The following is a 19,077-nucleotide window of genomic DNA, read 5'->3' on the forward strand; positions in this document are numbered from 1 at the left end:
GATGCAAAGATAACAAAAAAATATTATCTTTGCAAACAAATTCGGAAGAAATGAGTAAAAAACTTGGTATTATATGGAATTATCTCGCTCATTATAAGTATCTTATAGTGATTGTAACGGGTGTTCTGGTAGTTGGTGTAGTTGACGACAACAGTGTAAGGCAGCACATTAAGTACCAGATAGAGATTGCTACGCTCCGTTCGGAGATAGAAAAGTATCGTGAGCAGTATGAAAACGACAAGCATACCCTGCGCGATATGCAGCATGGTGCGCGGGCATTTGAGAAGATAGCCCGCCAGCGTTATTTCATGAAGGCTGATGATGAGGACATCTTTGTATTGAGTTCGGATATTCCGGAAAAAACTAACGAACAAGACGAAAATGAAACAATTGAGTAAACTGGAAAGTGCTATTTTCTTGCTGGGCGGCGTGCTGATGGTTGTCGGTGCGGCTTGCTTCGCATTTGGTTTTTCACATCCGCAGCTGGTGCAGGTAACGAGCTGGGGGTTCCTGCTGGGTACCATACTCTTCAGTGTAATGCAGGCGATGCAGTTCTATGAGGGACCTTCGCTGGTTATCCACCGCCTGAAGCGCATGCAGTATGTAGCAGACATCTTCTTCGTGCTCTCAGGCATCTCGATGGTAGATACGGTGTATGCTTTCCTGCGCCGCTGGTTTGAGAATTATGAGACCTATATCACCTATTTCTATAATAAGTGGGTAGTCTTCCTTCTCATCGCAGCCCTTCTGGAACTGTATACCACGCATCGCATCTCTCATGAACTGAAGAAGGAAAACAATCAGTAATATAGAAAGGACGAGAAAAAAGCTTTCGGTGGCCAATAGGAGTGCAAACAAAACATAAATCTTGTAAGAATGAATTAAATTGCTGCAATTTATTTCGTCAGTTCAAATTAAGATTGTATTTTTGTTCACCGAAAGTGATATAGATAGCTTATGAATAGAATATTTTACGCATTCATTGCCTTGATGGCACTTGCATCTTGTGCCAACAGTTACGATATCTCGGGTACTTCTAACGTAAGTACTCTGGACGGACGCATGCTGTACCTTAAGATACTGGAAAACAACGATTTCAAGAACGTGGATTCTTGCGATGTAGTGCACGGACAGTTCCATTTTCAGGGTTCTGTCGACTCTATGAAGATGGCGAATATCTTCATGGATGATGACCCTGTGCTGCCGCTGGTGCTGGAGAGTGGAAGCATTACGGTGAAGCTCGATGATACACAGCAGGTGGTAAGCGGTACTCCTATGAACGATAAACTCTTCGGATTCTTCAAGAAATACCAGCAGATTCAGAATCAGTTGCGCGAACTGGTACACAAGCACGACCAGGCTATCATGAACGGTAGCGATATGGAGGCTGTCAACAAGCAGCTGAACGAGGAATCCATCCGCCTTTCTGAGCAGGAAGACAAGCTCATCACTTCGTTTGTTACCGACAACTTCAACAATGTGCTGGGACCGGGCGTCTTCTTCCTCGTTACAATGGGCAACCAGTATCCGATGCTCTCTCCTTGGATTGAGGATATCATGAGCAAGGCTACCGACTATTTCAAGAATGATCCTTATGTAAAGGACTATTATAAGAAAGCTCAAGAGAATCAGGAGATTATGAACGGTACACGAGATGCGCAGAGCGGCATGCAGTCAGAGATGGAAGCGGCTCCACAGGTAAATCCTGATGCGGCTCCGGCACCTACAGCCAACGAACTGGCTGCGCCTACGATTCCTGAAAAACAGGAAGGTCAGGAGTAGAAACAGGGCTCTTTCAAGGTCTTGGGCATTAACATCTTGTAAAACTCTTCATTTTATAAGTTTAGTAATATGAAATTAATCAAGAATGGAACCATTATAAATGAGGGTCGCTCTTTTGTGGGCGACCTCTTGTTGGATGGTGAATTTATCAAGGAGATATATGAAGGCGAGGCACCCCGTGGCAATTACGATGAAGTCATCGATGCCTCGGGGTGTTTTGTTTTGCCGGGTGTGATTGATGATCATGTTCACTTCCGTGAGCCGGGACTTACGCAGAAGGCTGACATCGAGAGCGAAAGCCGCGCTGCTGCCTTTGGTGGTGTGACCAGTTATTTTGATATGCCTAACACGGTACCTCAGACTACCACTCTGGAGGCCTGGCAGGCAAAGCGGCAGCTGGGCGCTGAGAAGAGTCATGTGAACTACAGTTTCTTCTTTGGTGCTACCAATGATAATGTAAATGATTTTGAACAGCTCGATACGCATCGTGTGCCGGGAATCAAGCTCTTTATGGGCTCCAGTACGGGCAATATGCTGGTGGATAAATATGAGGCGCTGCAGGCTATCTTCAAGAAGGCGAAAGAACTGGACCTGCCGGTGATGACCCACTGCGAGGATACCGAAATCATTAACCGCAACATGCAGCTGGCTAAGCAGAAATGGGGTGAGGACCCTGCCGTAGAACATCATCCGGAAATACGCAGCGAGGAGGCTTGCTATGAAAGCAGCCGTCTGGCGGTGCAGCTGGCTAAGGAAAGCGGGGCGCATCTCCATATCGCTCACGTTACTACGGCTAAGGAACTGGAGTTCTTTGGTAAGGATGAAAATATTACAGGAGAGGCTGTTGTAGCTCATCTCATGTTCTCTGATAAAGATTACGCTGTGAAGGGCGCACGCATCAAATGCAACCCTGCAGTAAAGACCGCTGCTGACCGCGAAGCTTTGCGTAAGGCGCTGAGTAATGGTAAGATAACTGTAGTAGGTACCGATCATGCTCCTCATCAGTTGAAGGATAAACAGGGCGGTTGTGCCAAGGCTGCATCAGGTATGCCAATGGTACAGTTCTCACTGGTAAGCATGCTGAAACTTGTTGACGAAAAGGTAATCAGTATCGAGCGCCTGGTTGAACTGATGTGCCATAATCCAGCCCGTCTGTTCCATATCAGTCAGCGCGGCTTCCTGTGTCCGGGTTATAAGGCAGATGTCGTTGTGGTGCGCAAGGGAGAGCCTTGGAAGGTGACCGCAGAGGTGATTCAGAGCAAGTGTAAATGGAGTCCTGTAGAGGGTGATGAGTTTGCATGGAAAGTGGAACAGACTTTCTGTAACGGTCATCTTATCTATAACAAAGGCGTGTTTGATTCCGCTTGCAGAGGAGAGGAACTGGAGTTCAGAAACAATTCCTGAAAAGGGAAATCTTACGGGGATTGTAAAATAAAATATCGTATCGGATGCGAAGAATAGTATACAATATAAGCGAAATTGAGCCATATATCAACTGGCTATACTTTTATCATGCCTGGGGATTGAGCGGCAAACCTCGAGAGGAAAAGGAAAAACTGAAGGCTGAGGCGCTCGATATGCTCCATTCATGGGAAGGCGAATATCATACCTATGCCGTCTTCGGACTCTTCGAGGCGAACAGCGAGGGGGATGATATCTGGCTGGAAGGGCAGAAAGTCCGCTTCCCGATGCTCCGACAGCAGCATCCGGCGGCTCAGGGAGAACCCAATCTCTGTCTGGCTGATTTCATCCGTCCTCTGGGTAGTGGAATAACAGACCGGCTGGGTATCTTCTGCACGACGGTAGATGGCGGTCTGGAGAAGAAATATCGCTCGGACGACTACCTCAATATGATGGCACAGACACTCTGCGACCGGTTGGCTGAAGCCACGGCAGAGAAGTTGCACGAAGAGGTGAGACGCAGCATCTGGGGCTATGCTCCCGGCGAGCAGCTGAGCATCGAAGACCAGCATCTGGAGCGCTATCAGGGCATCCGTCCGGCTATAGGATATCCTTCGCTTCCCGATACCAGTGCCAACTTCATCATCGACCAGCTCATCGATATGAGTCAGGTGGGCATCCGGCTCACCACAAGCGGAATGATGACGCCTCATGCCAGTGTTTCGGGGCTGATGTTTGCACATCCCAAGTCGCGGTATTTCGAACTGGGACGGATAGGAGACGACCAGCTTCGCGACTATGCACAGCGCAGAGGAGTGCCCGTGCAGGCAATGAAAACGTATCTTCAATCAAGTTTGATCAAGAAATGATAGCAAGAATATTGATACCCGTAGTGGTATTCACCCTGTTGCCGTATCTGTGGATATATAAAAGGTATGGCAAGTTACGGCTGAAGAGTCTCTGGCAGCGGGTGCTCTTCTGGTTTCCGGCTTTCGTGGTTATCGCCTACAGCGCATATATCACGATGCTGCCCAACTTCCTGCCACGCAATCCGGTGCTCATCGACATCTGGTTTGTGATGATGGCAGTATGTGCGGTTCCGCAGTTTGTCTTCAGCCTGTTCAGTGTCTTCGGTTGGTGCTGTATGCGGCTCCTTCACGGCCGTCGTAACTGGGGCAAGCTCCTCGGACTGGTAGTGGGAGCGGTGGCGTTCTTCTGCTTTATCTACGGATTTACCGAAGGTTTTCCTAAGATGCAAGTCAAGCGTATCACCATCTATGTACCTAATCTGCCGAAGTCTTTCGAGGGCTATCGCATCGTTCAGTTCAGCGACATCCATCTCGGGTCATACTATGGCTGGCGTGGTCATCTGCCTCAGCGCGATATCGACAGCATTAATGCCGAAAAACCTGATCTGATTTGCTTTACGGGTGATTTACAGAATGTTACGCCCGATGAACTGCCTGAGTATCAGGCGCTGCTCAGCAGTCTGAAAGCCAAAGATGGCGTGATGAGTGTGCTGGGTAATCACGATTACACCTATTATATGGATGTAGATGATGAGCAGGAGATAGCTGCGCTCGAGAAGCGGATGCAGGACTTTCAGCGAAGTTGCGGATGGCGCCTGCTGATGAATGAGCATGTGGCGGTGCATAGAGGCGCTGACAGCATCTATGTGGCTGGTACAGAGAACTATGACAAACCCAAGCGAACCAACGTAAGGAAGGCGCTGTATGGCATCAGACCGGGCTCTTTCGTGCTGATGCTGCAGCATATGCCGAAGCAGTGGCGCGAGACCTGGCCTTCTACTATTAATAAGGAGAAGGATGAGGATGGCGATGTGATAGGACCTGACAGGAAGGATTCGCTGGTCGTAGCACCGCAGCTTACGCTGAGTGGTCATACGCATGCGGGGCAGATCAGCGTACTGGGCTTGCGTCCGTCGATGTTTACTCCTTATGATTACGGCCTCTTCGAAGAGGAAGGTTGCCAGCTCTATACCACATCGGGTCTGGGCGGTACCGTTCCAATCCGCATCGGGGCTACGGCAGAAATCGTGGTCATCACACTGAAGAGAAAATAAGGAGTGTTGAATGTTAAATGTTGAGTGTTAAATTATTCATTCTTAATAAAAAATGAAGTACTTATATCGTCTGTATCAGCTTGTGATATGCTTGCCTATCCTCTTGTTGGCTAGCGTTTTAACCAGTGTAACTACTGTTTTGGGATGTATGCTGGGTAATGGTCATTTCTGGGGTTATTATCCTGGTAAGTATTGGTCCTGGCTTTGGGTCCGCATCCTCCTTCTGCCTGTAAAAGTAGAGGGACGTGAGCATCTCAAGAAGAACCAGAGTTATGTTTTCGTGGCCAATCATCAGGGTGCTTTCGATATCTTCCTGATTTACGGCTTCCTGGGCAGAAACTTCAAGTGGATGATGAAGAAGGGCTTGCGCAAAGTGCCTCTCATCGGTATCGCCTGTGAGTATGCGCACCACATCTTTGTAGACAAGAGCGGACCTTCGAAGATCCGTGCTTCTTATGACCGTGCTCGCGAGGTACTCAAAGAGGGCATGTCGCTGGTGGTATTCCCTGAAGGTGCCCGCACGTTTACGGGTCATATGGGCGTGTTTCGCCGTGGCGCTTTCATGCTTGCCGATGAACTGCAGTTGCCGGTATGTCCGCTTACCATCAATGGCAGTTTCGATGTGAAGCCTCGTATGAAGGACATCTACTGGGCTTTCTGGCATCCTCTGAAGCTCACTATTCATGAGCCTATTGAGCCGATTGGCAAGGGAGCTGACAATATCAAGAACCAGATGAACAAGAGCTATGAGGCGATTATGAACGGACTTGACAAGAAATATCAGGGTTTTGTAGAGAATCCGGACCAATAATTTCGGGTTTTCGCTTGTTATTTCAAAAATAAGTTGTAATTTTGCATCTGTATTACATTATTTAGTATCAGAATCATTAAAATTAGAAGAAGTTATGAGTGATAGCATAGTAATCATTCCTACATATAATGAGAAGGAAAACATCGAGAAAATCATCCGTGCTGTCTTCGGTCTCGAAAAGCAGTTTGATATTCTCGTTATCGATGACGGAAGTCCTGATGGTACTGCTGCCATCGTCAAGGGCTTGATGGCTAATGAGTTTGCCGGTCGTCTGCATATCCTGGAGCGTTCGGGTAAACTCGGTTTGGGTACTGCCTATATCATGGGCTTCAAATGGTCATTGAAGCAGGGCTATGACTTCATCTTCGAGATGGATGCCGACTTCAGTCATGATCCTAATGATTTGCCTCGTCTCTATGCGGCAACTCACGATGAGGGGTATGATGTGGCTGTAGGCTCAAGATATATTTCGGGTGTGAACGTGGTCAACTGGCCTATCGGACGCGTTTTGATGAGCTATTTCGCTTCTAAATACGTACGTATCGTAACCGGATTTAAGGTGAATGATACCACAGCAGGATTCGTCTGCTACCGACGTAAGGTGTTGGAAACCATAGATTTGGATGCTATCCGCTTCAAGGGCTATGCTTTCCAGATAGAGATGAAATATACGGCTCATCGAATAGGTTTCAAGATCAAGGAGGTGCCGGTCATCTTTGTTAACCGTCGTGAAGGTGTGAGCAAGATGAGTGGTGGCATCTTTGGTGAGGCTTTCTTTGGCGTGATGCGACTGCGCCTGGATGGCTGGTTCAAGAAATATCCGAAGAAGGATTAATACTCAGTAATCACTACTCAGTAATCAGTAATCACTAATCAGTACTTGGATGGAAATCCAAAAGATAGAAAAAACATACGGGCGTTCGCCACAGGCGGATGCCCTCTTTGATTTGATGGGGAAGAAGTCGGTTCATTCCATTTTTCTCCAGGGTTTGCTGTGCTCTTCAGCTCCGATGTTCTTTGCTTCTCTGCAGGGGAAGATGAGGCGTTCGGTACTCTTCGTACTGGATGATGCCGATGAAGCAGGCTATTTTTATCACGATCTCACTCAGATGATGGGGCAGGAGAAGGTCTTCTTCTTTCCTTCCAGCTATCGGCGTGCCGTGAAATACGGGCAGCGTGATGCAGCGAACGAAATCCTACGTACAGAGGTGCTGGCGCGCCTCTCTTCGGGAGGACATTTCCCGGTAGTCACTTATCCCGATGCACTGGCAGAACTCGTTGTGGCTAAGCAGAATCTGGATGAACGGATTCTGAAACTGACTGTAGGTCAGCAGATTGCTCAGACCGATGTGGTTCATACTCTGCGCGATTTCGAACTCAAAGAAACCGATTATGTTTATGAACCGGGCCAGTTTGCCGTGCGTGGAAGCATCCTCGATGTCTATTCCTACAGCTGCGAATATCCGTTCCGTATCGACTTCTTCGGCGATGAGATTGACACCATCCGTACCTTTGATGTTGAGACTCAGCTCTCGCAGGCAAAGCGCACAGAGATAGAAATCGTGCCCGAACTCGCCCATATCGAGAGCAACAAGCTGTGTTTCCTCAATTTCCTCTCCGAAAGTACGCCAGTCGTTGCGAAAGACCTTTCTTTCGTTTGCGACCGCATCGGTCAGATCTATACCGAAGGCTTCTCATCGCAGAGCCTTACCGAGCAGCTGGAGGGAGCTACTGAGGTAGAGGCTGAGCGCATCAGACATGACATGAAGACCGAGCTCAACCTCGTTTCTCCGCTCGATTTCAAGAAGGCAGTAGCGGCTCATCTCCGTATCGAGTTCGGCAAGGTCGCTCCGCCAGAGAGTTCGGCTGTGATACCTTTCAATATCGCTCCACAGCCTCTTTTCCATAAGAATTTCAATTTGCTTTGCCAGGCTCTGGAGGATTTCCTGCTCCAGGGTTACACCTTATATATATTGGCAGATAGCCAGAAGCAGCAACAGCGCCTGAAGGATATCTTTGAAAGCGAAGAGCTGAAGCGCTACGCCATCCGTTTTACACCGGTAGACAAGACGCTTCATGAAGGCTTTACTGACCATGACAAGAAGTGCTGTTTCTTTACCGATCATCAGATTTTTGACCGTTTTCATAAATATAACCTGCGCTCAGATAAAGCGAGAGCCGGCAAGATGGCACTCACCATGAAGGAACTGCAGGAGATGGAAGTGGGAGATTTTATCGTGCATGTAGACTTCGGTATCGGCAAGTTCGGCGGTCTGGTTAGGGTTCCTACGGGCAACAGCTATCAGGAAATGATCCGCATCGTCTATACGAACAATGACAAGGTGGATGTTTCTATCCACTCGCTTTATAAAATCAGCAAATATCGCCGCAGCGATACCGGTACTCCGCCTCGCCTGTCTACACTGGGTACAGGTGCCTGGGACAAACTCAAGGACAAAGCTAAGAAGCGAATCAAGGACATTGCGCGCGACCTGATCAAACTCTATGCCCAGCGCCGACGCGAGAAGGGATTCGCCTTCAGTGCCGACAATTATCTGCAGCATACGCTGGAGGCTTCCTTCCTGTATGAAGATACGCCAGACCAGAATAAGGCTACTCAGGAGGTGAAGAAGGATATGGAGAGCGGCAGACCGATGGACCGTCTGGTTTGTGGCGATGTGGGCTTCGGCAAGACTGAGGTCGCCATCCGTGCAGCCTTCAAGGCAGCGTGCGACAGCAAGCAGGTTGCGGTGCTGGTGCCTACTACCGTTCTGGCTTTCCAGCACTATCAGACTTTCAAAAAGCGTCTGGAAGGCATGCCTGTAAGGGTAGACTATCTCAGTAGAGCCCGTACAACGAAGGAAACCAGAGAGGTGCTTGACGCCCTGAAAGAGGGTAAGATTGATATCCTCATAGGTACACATAAGCTGATATCAAAGACCGTGAAATGGCATGACCTGGGACTGCTCGTCATCGATGAAGAGCAGAAGTTCGGTGTGTCTACCAAAGAGAAACTCCGTCAGCTCAAGGTAAATGTCGATACACTCACGATGAGTGCCACTCCGATTCCGCGAACCCTCCAGTTCTCTCTGATGGGCGCCCGGGATATGAGTATCATGCGCACTCCGCCACCTAACCGTTATCCGATTCATACCGAACTGGTAACGTTTAGTAGTGAAGTTATCTGCGATGCCATCAATTTCGAGATGAGCCGAAACGGACAGGTTTATTTCGTATGCGACAGAATATCCAAGCTTCCGGAGCTCAAGATGCTCATCGAGAAGCATATTCCAGACTGTAGAGTAGCAATCGGTCACGGACAGATGAAGCCTGAGGATTTGGAGAAAATCATCATGGGCTTTATCAATTACGATTATGATGTACTGCTTTCTACCACTATTGTAGAGAACGGTATCGACATTTCCAATGCCAATACGATTATTGTGAGCGATGCTCATCACTTCGGATTGAGTGACCTGCATCAGATGCGTGGACGCGTAGGAAGAAGCAACAAGAAGGCTTTCTGCTATCTGATGGCGCCACCTAAGAGTGCACTTACTCCTGAGGCGCGTCGCCGTCTGGAGGCGCTGGAGACGTTCAGCGAACTGGGTAGCGGCTTCAATCTCGCCATGCAGGACCTGGATATCCGCGGTGCGGGTAATCTGCTGGGCTCTGAGCAGAGCGGTTTTATGGAAGATCTGGGTTATGAAACCTACCAGAAGATTCTCTCTCAGGCTGTCACAGAGTTGAAGAACGAGGAGTTCTGTGATCTTTATCAGGAGAAGATGGATGAAGGTGCCCAGCTTACGGGTGATGATTTCGTTGACGATTGTGGCATAGAGAGCGATCTGGAGATGTATTTTCCTCAGACTTATGTGCCGGGTGACAGTGAGCGCATGCTCCTTTATCGTGAACTGGACCGTCTGGAGAGCGATGAGGAAGTAGAGGCTTACCGCAAGCGTATGATAGACCGTTTTGGTCCTGTGCCTCATGAAGCAGATGAACTGATGCATGTGGTAGGTCTGCGTAGGGTAGGCAAGAAGCTAGGTTGCGAGAAGATTATTCTCAAGCAGGGCTATATGCAGATGCAGTTTGTGAGCAATGTAAACAGTCCGTTCTACAGAAGTCAGATGTTTAATCGCATACTCGCTTACGTTACCAGTCATATTCAAGATTGTGTTCTGAAGGAAAAATTCAACAAGCGAATGCTTCGCATCAATGATGTGAAGACTGTAGGGCAGGCTGTAAATCTGTTGAATCAGATATCGCAGATAGATTTAGGTAATGAAAAGAAATAATCTGTGTCTACAGTCTATGGGTAAAAATCCTGTATCAATTGTGAAAGTAGACAATGAAATAGACTACTGATTTGTACTGAAAGATTATAAATCAGACAACGTTACATGATGATATGTTTCAGTTTGGTGTATAAAAAAACATTGGAATCCCAATATCCCTATTGAGTTCCAATGTTTTATTTTTTGTATAAGTAAAAGATGATGATAAGCGTTTCACAACGCATTTTGAATTTTTCTGTTGCAAAGATACTATTTTTCATTATAATATAGGGGGTAATATTTGATATTTTATGGGGTAATATTTGATTAAATTTATAAAAACGACACTGAAAACGCACTTATATAACAAATAATACCTGTAGAATGAACTATTTTATTGGATAAAAATAAAAAAATAGTGGAAAAACACATAAAAAAGTTCTTTATTTCATTTTTTATTTGTACCTTTGTTCTGGCATACAACAATTTTAAACATATATATAAATATGAGACAGAAAAAGTACATTTTAAGCGAGCAGGAACTTCCTACTCAGTGGTACAACATTCAGGCAGATATGCCTAACAAGCCATTGCCACCGTTGAACCCTCAGACACACCAGCCAATGAATGCTGATGATTTGTCACACGTATTTAATAAGGAGTGCTCAAAGCAGGAACTTGATACAGAGCACGCTTGGATTGATATTCCGGAAGATGTGCTGGAGAAGTACACCTTCTACCGTTCAACCCCTCTTGTACGTGCTTACGCCCTTGAGGAGGCACTCGGTACTCCGGCGCATATCTATTTCAAGAATGAGAGTATCAACCCGTTAGGCTCTCATAAAATAAATTCAGCCATTCCTCAGTGCTACTACTGTAAGCAGGAGGGTGATACCAATGTCACTACAGAGACTGGTGCAGGACAGTGGGGTGCAGCCCTCTCTTATGCAGCAAAACTCTACGGTCTGGAGGCAGCAGTTTATCAGGTAAAGATTACCATGCAGCAGAAACCATACCGTTCCAGCATCATGCGTACGTTTGGAGCCACTGTAGAGGGTTCTCCTTCCATGAGTACACGTGCCGGTAAGAATATCATCACACGTGATCCTCATCATCCTGGTTCGCTCGGTACTGCCATCAGTGAGGCTGTTGAGCTGGCTACCACAACACCGGGCTGTAAGTATACGCTGGGTTCTGTGCTCAATCATGTGGCACTTCACCAGACCATCATCGGTCTAGAGGCAGAGAAGCAGATGGCGATGGCAGGTGAGTATCCTGATCAGGTGATTGCTTGTTTCGGTGGTGGTAGTAACTTTGGTGGTATTGCTTTCCCATTCCTCCGTCACAACTTCACAGGCGAGCGCCATACTGAGTTTATAGCTGCAGAGCCGGAGAGCTGTCCTAAGCTGACTCGCGGTAAGTTTGAGTATGATTTCGGTGATGAGGCAGGTTATACTCCATTGCTGCCAATGTATACTTTGGGGCATGATTTCAAGCCAGCCAACATTCATGCAGGTGGTCTCCGTTATCATGGTGCAGGCATGATTATCTCCCAGCTTCTGAAGGATGGTTACCTGCATGGTGTAGATATCCCTCAGCTGGAGTCATTCAAGGCGGGTATGCTCTTTGCACAGACCGAGGGTATCATTCCTGCTCCAGAGAGCTGTCATGCGATTGCAGTCACTATACGTGAGGCTCTGAAGGCTAAGGAAGAGGGCAAGGAGAAGGTTATCCTGTTCTGTCTCTCAGGTCATGGACTTATCGATATGCCGTCTTACGATAGCTTTATCAATGGCGATTTGCACGATTATTCTGTGAGTGATGAAGAAATCCAGCAGTTCCTCAAGGATGTGCCAAAGGTTGACTAATTTTCAGTTAACAGTTAATAGTTTATAGTTTATAGCAAACAGTTGACAATTATTCTTTGAGATATATTGAAATAACAATATCACATTATAAAAGAAGCCAGGCTGCGAAAAGCAACCTGGCTTTTTATTTAGAGATTCTATTCTCTTTTATTTAGAAATTCTATTCTCTGTTCGAGACTTCTATCTTTCATTAGAAGTTCAACCACTCTTCGATAGCCTTAGCGATGACATCGAAGCTTGTGGTAGGCTCGAAGCGGGCTACAACCTGACCCTTCTTGTTAACGAGGAACTTGGTGAAGTTCCACTTGATATCGGCACTCTCCTTGTAGTTAGGATCAGCCTCGCTCAACATCTTGTCGAGAACAGGGTAGAGAGGGTGGCTCTCGTCCCAACCAGCAAAGCCCTTACATTCTTTCAGAAATTTGAAGAGAGGGGCAGCATCGTCTCCGTTTACCTTGATCTTCTTGTAGCGCTGGAACTCTGTGCCGTATGTAAGCTTGCAGAACTGATGAATGCTTTCATCTGTACCAGGGGCTTGCTGACCAAACTGGTTGCAAGGAAAATCAAGTATTTCGAAACCTTGAGAATGATAGGTCTCATAAAGTTTCTCCAGTTCCTCATACTGAGGGGTGAAACCACACTTTGTAGCGGTGTTAACGATGAGCAGCACTTCGTTGGCATACTCCTTGAGGGAAACATCCTTTCCCTTTCTGTCTTTAACAGAAAATTCGTAAACAGTTCTCATTTTTTTTATCTTTATGTATGTGTTATCTATATTTCCGATCTCAACTTATATGATCTAGAGTGCAAAGATACTACTTTTCTCTAAGAATACTTCAAGAGTTTTTTTAAAAATTCTAAAAATCGAACAAAATCATAGATGAAGGAATAAGCGTAATATATATAATGTAGATAGATATTGTATATCTAGGTAAGCAGATACCATATACCTGAGTATAGATATCGGTTAGATATAGAATATAGAAGAATAAAATATGTAGACGATATAACTACACAATATCAGTATGAAACAGCATAAAAATAAAAAATGCAGGATTTTCACAAACCCTGCATTCCTTTTTCTTTACCTCTTTTTCCTCAAAAAAACAAAGAAAAAGAGGTTTACGATTAATCTATCATTTAACTTTTCTAAGAACTTGTTGCAAAGGTACTACATTTTCTTATAACACCAAACTTTTTCTCAGTTTTTTTTGCAGTAAAAAGGGAAAATTAATCAAATACCCCCCCATTTTTGTGTTTTTTTGCAATATTCGGTCAAAAAACAAAGCAAAACGGCTCAATTTTATGACTATTCTGCTTTTTTCCTTGCTTGAACGTTTTGCTGTGTACGATAACGAAGAAGGCTGTGCCCGGCAACAACTGAAGATATGTTCTGTGATATGTATTACTTTTTTGTCAATACAGATAAAAGCAGCCATCAGTAATGATGACTGCTTTCATCTGTAATTATGCGGGCTATCCCTGCGTTCTGTTTCGGTATTCAGTAGGCACGATACCCGTTTCTTTCTTGAATACTTTCGAGAAATACTTAGGGTCGGTGAAACCTACTGCGAAGGCGATACTGGTCAGTGTATCGTCTGTATTGCGCAACATCTCGCATGCCTTCTTGATACGTATATGGCGAACGAAGTCTACCGGTGTCATTCCGGTTGTTGCTTTCACCTTATTATATAGTACGCTTCGGCTCATACCGATTTCGTTCGAGATGTCATCAATCTTGAGTCCCGGGTTGCCTGCATTTTCAACAACAAACCTGAAGACACGCATCATGGTTCTGTCTTGAATCTGTGCCGCCATAAATGCCAGCTCGCTGCTTGGGTCAACCGCTTCGTTCTCGGCACTAGTTTCAGCCTGGTTAAGAGCAGGCAGAGGAGCTGCTGCAGGCAGTATTCGCAGGGCTGCTATGGCATCTTTATCGCCAGTTTCCTTCAGTTTTCTGATGACATCCATCTGAATGTTGCGGCGCTGGGTGAGGATAGCCTCTATTTGGCCGAGCAGATAAGTGGTAGAGAATGGCTTGGTGATATAGGCAACAATACCTTCATCAAAGCCTCGCTGCTGATCTTTTACGCTTGCTTTGGCCGAGAGAATCATCACTGGGATGTTGTTGAGGGTGGTATCCTGCTTGATCTCGTGAATCATCGACAAACCATCCATCACAGGCATGGTAACGTCTGTAAGAATAAAGTCAGGCATCTCCTTGCGCGCCATCACCAAGCCAGCCTTTCCGTTCTCTGCGAGCAGCACGTTATAGGTAGGCGAGAGGATACTGTAGAGGAACTTGCGCAGGTCGGCATTGTCTTCAACTACCAGTACAGTCTGGTCTTTGTGTTCCGTTTCTCCCTGTGCTTCTTTCTGTTCCTTTCCCATTTCTTCCAGTCGTTCAGCCTCTTCATCCTTTTCTTCTTTCTGTTTATTTACTTCTTCCAGATAGTCGGATGCATTGCGGTCGTCAATCTGTCCGTTCTCTATCTCCCTTTCTGCCAGGTCGTAATCTTCCTCGCTCAGACCGCTGTTCGTACGGAAGTCTGCCTTGTTGCCATATCTCTGAACCTTGTCCAGCATTACCAGCATCTCGTTAGCATTGTCTGCTACCATTTTCAGCAGTTCCTTGCCCTTTCGGGTGATACCCGGCTCGGTATCCAGAATGGTTTTTACCGGGGCTCCGATGAGCGTTAGTGGGGTTCTCAGATGGTTGGCAGCTTCGTTGTAGAATTCGTTCTTCAGCACGCTCATCTCGTGGGTTACGTTCTCGCGTTGGCGCTGGTTGTAGGTATAGAAGATTGCGCCTACGATACCGAAGAGCAGAATCAGCATCAGAAACTTGCCCCAGATGCTTTCCAAGAAGGTAGGGCGCACTTCGATAGGCAGTTCTGCCACATACTTGCTCCATACACCGTGAGAGTTGGTGGCTCTCACCTTGAGTACGTAATCGCCATGACTGATACGGTTGAAGCCGATGGTATTGCTGCTTCCGTTTGATATCCACACGCCTGGAGCTGTAAAACCATCTATGCGATAGAGATATCTGGTCTGATACTTGCGCTGATAGTCGAGTGATGCGAAGGTGATGGTCAGATTTCGTTTGTTGGCAGGAATCACCACTTTATCCTTGTGCAGGATAGGTTCCGACTCTTTCTCTCCGCTATAGTGGAGGGAACAGAAGATGACTTTAGGCTGATAGTTGCTCTTCTTCAGCGTAGCCGGATTAAAGGTAATCAGTCCCATAGGGGTACCTACCGATATGTTGTTGCTTGCCGGATCGTGGTAAGGACGGCTTTGCGAGAACGACATGTTGAAGTCGAAGTCGTTAGGTCCGAACACATTGCACTGGCCTGTTTTCGGGTTTACGCAGTCGATACTTGATTCTCTGATTACCCAGATTCTTCCCTGGTTGTCTTCTACCATGCCCTGTACGATGCCTTCGTTAACATCGATGGCATGGAAGTATTTCATCTTCAGGTTCTCTTGCAGGAGCGATTTGCTCACAATCTCTTCCATCACACCGCCCTGTTGCGATATATACATCTTGCCGCTGGTGTGCTCCATGATATAGTTCATATCGTTTGCAGCCAGACTTGTTGTATCGTTCGGTATGTAGTAGGTCTTGTGGTAATTGATCTTTCTTGCGTTTGTAAAGGCATCACTGAAGGTGATGAGACCGTCTGTGGTTCCTACGAGAATGGTTCCCGTAGTAGTGCAGCAGATGCGGCGTATGCGGTCGTAGTGCTGTTTCTCCCAAGGCAGTCCGTTTCGTTTACTGATGAAGCTGATACTGCCGTCTGCCGCCTCGTTAACAAGTGCCAGTCCACCTCCATAGGTACCTATCCAGATGCGTCCGGTGCGGTCGGCTACAATGTCTTGTATCTTGTCGAACGGCAGTGATGACGGGTTGTTGGCATCATAAACAAAGTGTCTTACCTGCATTTTATCTATCAGATAGACACCATTTCCGAAGGTTCCTATCCAGGCTCTTCCCTTGATATCGAAGTGGATGGCAAAGATGCCCGTCTCGGCGAAGTTTACCTGCTGTGGCACAATCTGTCCGCTTGGCGACAGGTATCCGATGCTTTGGTAGGATGCGTTGAGCACCTGGATTACTCCGTTGTGATAGCCAGTCCAGATATGTCCGTCTGGCGATGCATTCACCGAGAACACTTCGTCTTCGCCCACATCCAGCTTGTTGATAATGTAAGGGTGATATTTGAAGACTACCTGTGTCAGGTCGTGAGAGCCTGTCAGCCAGAGGATTCCCTGGTCTGAGAGTACATATTTCGTAATCTTCGGTATGCGGTAGTTGCCTGATGAATTGCTTCTCAGCAGATAAGGCACCAGTTTTCCTGCCTTGCGGTCAAAATAACTGAAGGTTCCTCCCCTTGGCACTACCCAGAGGGTCTTGTGTTCATCTTGTGTGATGAAATTGCTTTCGCAGGTTGTGCGGTCCATCGGGTCGTCCTGATCGGCAAAGAGCCACTGTGTCTGTCCGGTCTTCGGATTGACGAGGGTTACTCCCATGCCGTCAGTGAATGCCCATACCATAGCGAAATCATCGGTATAAATCTTCTTTACCTCTGCCAGAGGCTGACTCGGGCTCTGTACGTTGATGATTTCAAACTTGAAGGTGCGCGGGTTGTAGATTGCTACACCCAGGTTGGTTGCCAGCAGGAGCTGGTAACCTGTATTTTTCAGTTCGTTGATACGGGTTACGCCTTCCGGCATCGGTATCATGGTGAGTCGGTTCTGCAGGTCATATTTAGCCAGTTTACCGTCTTCTGTAGCCAGGAACACATCTTCTCCCACCCATCTGATCCATTTGAAAGGCAGCTGGCTTGGGAATTTCGAGTTGTATACGTATGCGCCTTTGTCGGTAAGCACCCATTCTCTTCCGTGTGTATCCTGGTGGATGTACCATATATTTCCGCTTCCGAGTCCCTTTTCTCCTACTTTGATGAGTTCTATGTTAAGCTTGTCATAAGAATCTCCTGTTGTTCTAACAGTTATTCCATTTTCAGCTGTAATCCATGTAGCTCCGTTTTTCATTTGGTATACCCGGCTCACGCGCAGGTCTATATTGAACATTTCGTTTATTCTTTTTCCCAATGGTCTAAACTGGCATAAATGGGTATCGTATATGTAGAGCTGCTGGTCGTATGTGATACACCACACGTTGTTGGTATAGGATGGTTCTATTTTCAGTATACGGTTGGTTGACAGGACGTCAATATCATCGGGGTTGTCTCTGAAAGTATGAAACTTGTAGCCGTCATAGAACGACAGTCCGTTCCATGTACTGAACCACATGAGGTTGTCTTTACCTTGTTTCAGGTCTGAGATGGTATTGGCAGCGAGTCCGTCTGTGATAGAGAATTTTCTCACATCGCAGTAAGGTACAGCTACTGTCATGATAGTAGAGAGCAGTCCTAATAGGGTGATATATAATTTTCTTTTCATCATTTTTTATTCGTATACGTTTAAAAATCGCAACAAAGGTAGTGAAAATAAATGAGATATCGTAGTTTTAGGTGTGTTTTTTTATGTTATTGCATTAAATTATTCCACTTTTCATGTTATAGGGGTAATATTTGTTTGATTTGCTGGTGGTTCCTTCTTATGTTATGCCTAACAAAAAACTCCCCCGATAAATGAATATCGGGGGAGTAGTAGGGATATGTTGTTTTGAATTTGATTACTTCTGAATCATCTTCTTTCCGTTCTTGATGACTACACCCTTGTAAGCCTTGGTTACCTTCTGGCCTGCGAGGTTGTAAACAGGAGCGTTCTTTGCAGCTTCATCTGTTGTAATGTTAGTGATGCCGGTAGTTTTACCATTCAGAGAGATGAGAATGTTGTTTTTATCAAGCTCATAAGTAGTTTTATACTTCGTAAGCTTACCATAAACAACAACTACGTCACCCACCTTGATATCATCTACAGAAGTGAATTTCTGACTCTCGAAAGAAAGACCACCATAAACCTGCAATTCATTTCCTGTTGTACCATCGTCAGAAATGTAGTAAGAAAGGCTGCCGTATGTAGGATCTAATTTTTCACTAGCCTGAGATACAGTACCCTTAACATATACATTTTCGCTCAAGCCTTTACCTGCATCAATCAGTTCCTTAGCCTTAGCAATGGTATAAGCAGTTTCTGCTGTGTTTGTAATGTCTACGATTTCAGGAGTATCGCCTACCTTATAGTATGCAATCTTAGAAACCTGAATCAAACCATTATTACTTCCAGCCTGGCAGTCAAAGATAAACTTATAGTAATTGTTTGCAGCGGACTTAGTTGGCTCGAAGATCAAGTCTCCATCTTCAATCTTGGCAGAGATTTCTTCAGTTACATTGTTACAGTCAGCATCAGTTGCTACCTGCAACTTGATAGAATTGATCTTATCTTTAGTAATATTGTCGATGGTCAAGACAATATTGCTAATTGGCTGATCAATAGCAGGTGAAGTGATGGAAGCTACTGATGCGACTTTCTTTCTTCCGCATTTGATGTATTTCCAACCATTCCACTGGTATGTATTGAAATTCTCAATAGTCCAGACATCTTCTCCAATTGTAGCCTTCCAGGTTTTGTCATAACTGTTTATATCCTTGCCTTCAGTACCTTCGTCAGGGAAAGTCAATACTTTGTAAGGAGTTGTTCCTGCAAACGTAACGCTAGCTACGAATGCCAAAACCAATGATAATGAATAGCGTAAAAATTTGTTCATAACTTAATAATTTTAAAGGTTTAACGTATAATTAATAAACTGTTGAAACTCATTTTGTTGAGTTGATTCTTAGAATTTGCTTTGTGCTAAAAGCATGTTCTTTGAATAATTAC

Annotated in this window: 13 protein-coding genes; 10 read left to right on the plus strand and 3 right to left on the minus strand. The window is 45.8% G+C overall.

Going from position 1 to position 19,077, the window contains the following annotated elements:
• Positions 1–50 precede the first annotated feature (50 nt).
• The 10 genes from ONT08_RS14580 to ONT08_RS14625 all read left to right on the plus strand — a co-directional run bounded on the left by ONT08_RS14580 (position 51) and on the right by ONT08_RS14625 (position 12,222).
• Entirely contained in the window at positions 51–398 is a 348-nt protein-coding gene (locus ONT08_RS14580; RefSeq protein WP_118253942.1) for an FtsB family cell division protein, read from the plus strand.
• On the plus strand, positions 382–807 hold the full coding sequence (locus ONT08_RS14585; RefSeq protein WP_006847247.1) for a hypothetical protein: 426 nt from the start codon (positions 382–384) through the stop codon (positions 805–807). The genes ONT08_RS14580 and ONT08_RS14585 overlap by 17 nt, the downstream gene beginning before the upstream one ends.
• Positions 808–957: 150 nt before the next feature.
• A complete protein-coding gene (locus ONT08_RS14590; RefSeq protein ID WP_264960296.1) occupies positions 958–1,782 on the plus strand; it encodes a DUF4369 domain-containing protein in 825 nt (274 codons plus the stop codon).
• Between the two features lie 69 nt (positions 1,783–1,851).
• Positions 1,852–3,186: a dihydroorotase gene (locus ONT08_RS14595; protein WP_264960297.1), complete on the plus strand. Its 1,335-nt coding sequence runs from the start codon at positions 1,852–1,854 to the stop codon at positions 3,184–3,186.
• 44 nt (positions 3,187–3,230) lie between these two features.
• Positions 3,231–4,052 (plus strand): vitamin B12 dependent-methionine synthase activation domain-containing protein, encoded by an 822-nt coding sequence (locus tag ONT08_RS14600; RefSeq protein WP_118067261.1) that lies wholly within the window; start codon positions 3,231–3,233, stop codon positions 4,050–4,052.
• Positions 4,049–5,266, plus strand: coding sequence for a metallophosphoesterase (locus ONT08_RS14605; RefSeq protein ID WP_264960298.1), 1,218 nt, complete (start codon positions 4,049–4,051; stop codon positions 5,264–5,266). The genes ONT08_RS14600 and ONT08_RS14605 overlap by 4 nt, the downstream gene beginning before the upstream one ends.
• 52 nt (positions 5,267–5,318) lie before the next feature.
• Positions 5,319–6,077 (plus strand): lysophospholipid acyltransferase family protein, encoded by a 759-nt coding sequence (locus ONT08_RS14610; protein WP_118067259.1) that lies wholly within the window; start codon positions 5,319–5,321, stop codon positions 6,075–6,077.
• A 94-nt stretch (positions 6,078–6,171) separates the two neighbouring features.
• Entirely contained in the window at positions 6,172–6,912 is a 741-nt protein-coding gene (locus ONT08_RS14615; protein WP_006847253.1) for a polyprenol monophosphomannose synthase, read from the plus strand.
• 49 nt (positions 6,913–6,961) lie between these two features.
• Positions 6,962–10,375, plus strand: a complete 3,414-nt coding sequence (mfd, locus tag ONT08_RS14620; protein ID WP_264960299.1) for a transcription-repair coupling factor — start codon at positions 6,962–6,964, stop codon at positions 10,373–10,375.
• Between the two features lie 485 nt (positions 10,376–10,860).
• On the plus strand, positions 10,861–12,222 hold the full coding sequence (locus ONT08_RS14625; RefSeq protein WP_264960300.1) for a TrpB-like pyridoxal phosphate-dependent enzyme: 1,362 nt from the start codon (positions 10,861–10,863) through the stop codon (positions 12,220–12,222).
• A 190-nt stretch (positions 12,223–12,412) separates the two neighbouring features.
• On the opposite strand, the gene ONT08_RS14630 is transcribed toward ONT08_RS14625, so the two are convergent.
• The 3 genes from ONT08_RS14630 to ONT08_RS14640 all read right to left on the minus strand — a co-directional run bounded on the left by ONT08_RS14630 (position 12,413) and on the right by ONT08_RS14640 (position 18,964).
• Positions 12,413–12,967 carry a glutathione peroxidase gene (locus tag ONT08_RS14630; protein WP_006847257.1) on the minus strand — a complete coding sequence of 185 codons (555 nt, stop codon included), beginning with the start codon at positions 12,965–12,967 and terminating at the stop codon, positions 12,413–12,415.
• 731 nt (positions 12,968–13,698) lie between these two features.
• The gene (locus ONT08_RS14635) at positions 13,699–17,697 is read right to left on the minus strand and encodes a hybrid sensor histidine kinase/response regulator transcription factor (protein WP_264960301.1); all 3,999 of its coding nucleotides are present in this window, start codon (positions 17,695–17,697) and stop codon (positions 13,699–13,701) included.
• 232 nt (positions 17,698–17,929) lie between these two features.
• On the minus strand, positions 17,930–18,964 hold the full coding sequence (locus ONT08_RS14640; protein ID WP_264960302.1) for a hypothetical protein: 1,035 nt from the start codon (positions 18,962–18,964) through the stop codon (positions 17,930–17,932).
• Positions 18,965–19,077 lie beyond the last annotated feature (113 nt).

The sequence above is a fragment of the Segatella copri genome (genome assembly GCF_026015465.1).
Classification (GTDB): domain Bacteria; phylum Bacteroidota; class Bacteroidia; order Bacteroidales; family Bacteroidaceae; genus Prevotella; species Prevotella copri_E.

Coding starts and splice junctions, on each gene's coding strand:
- ONT08_RS14580 (WP_118253942.1), top strand. CDS start 51: ATGAGTAAAAAACTTGGTATTATATGGAATTATCTCGCTCATTATAAG.
- ONT08_RS14585 (WP_006847247.1), top strand. CDS start 382: ATGAAACAATTGAGTAAACTGGAAAGTGCTATTTTCTTGCTGGGCGGC.
- ONT08_RS14590 (WP_264960296.1), top strand. CDS start 958: ATGAATAGAATATTTTACGCATTCATTGCCTTGATGGCACTTGCATCT.
- ONT08_RS14595 (WP_264960297.1), top strand. CDS start 1,852: ATGAAATTAATCAAGAATGGAACCATTATAAATGAGGGTCGCTCTTTT.
- ONT08_RS14600 (WP_118067261.1), top strand. CDS start 3,231: ATGCGAAGAATAGTATACAATATAAGCGAAATTGAGCCATATATCAAC.
- ONT08_RS14605 (WP_264960298.1), top strand. CDS start 4,049: ATGATAGCAAGAATATTGATACCCGTAGTGGTATTCACCCTGTTGCCG.
- ONT08_RS14610 (WP_118067259.1), top strand. CDS start 5,319: ATGAAGTACTTATATCGTCTGTATCAGCTTGTGATATGCTTGCCTATC.
- ONT08_RS14615 (WP_006847253.1), top strand. CDS start 6,172: ATGAGTGATAGCATAGTAATCATTCCTACATATAATGAGAAGGAAAAC.
- mfd (WP_264960299.1), top strand. CDS start 6,962: ATGGAAATCCAAAAGATAGAAAAAACATACGGGCGTTCGCCACAGGCG.
- ONT08_RS14625 (WP_264960300.1), top strand. CDS start 10,861: ATGAGACAGAAAAAGTACATTTTAAGCGAGCAGGAACTTCCTACTCAG.
- ONT08_RS14630 (WP_006847257.1), bottom strand. CDS start 12,967: ATGAGAACTGTTTACGAATTTTCTGTTAAAGACAGAAAGGGAAAGGAT.
- ONT08_RS14635 (WP_264960301.1), bottom strand. CDS start 17,697: ATGATGAAAAGAAAATTATATATCACCCTATTAGGACTGCTCTCTACT.
- ONT08_RS14640 (WP_264960302.1), bottom strand. CDS start 18,964: ATGAACAAATTTTTACGCTATTCATTATCATTGGTTTTGGCATTCGTA.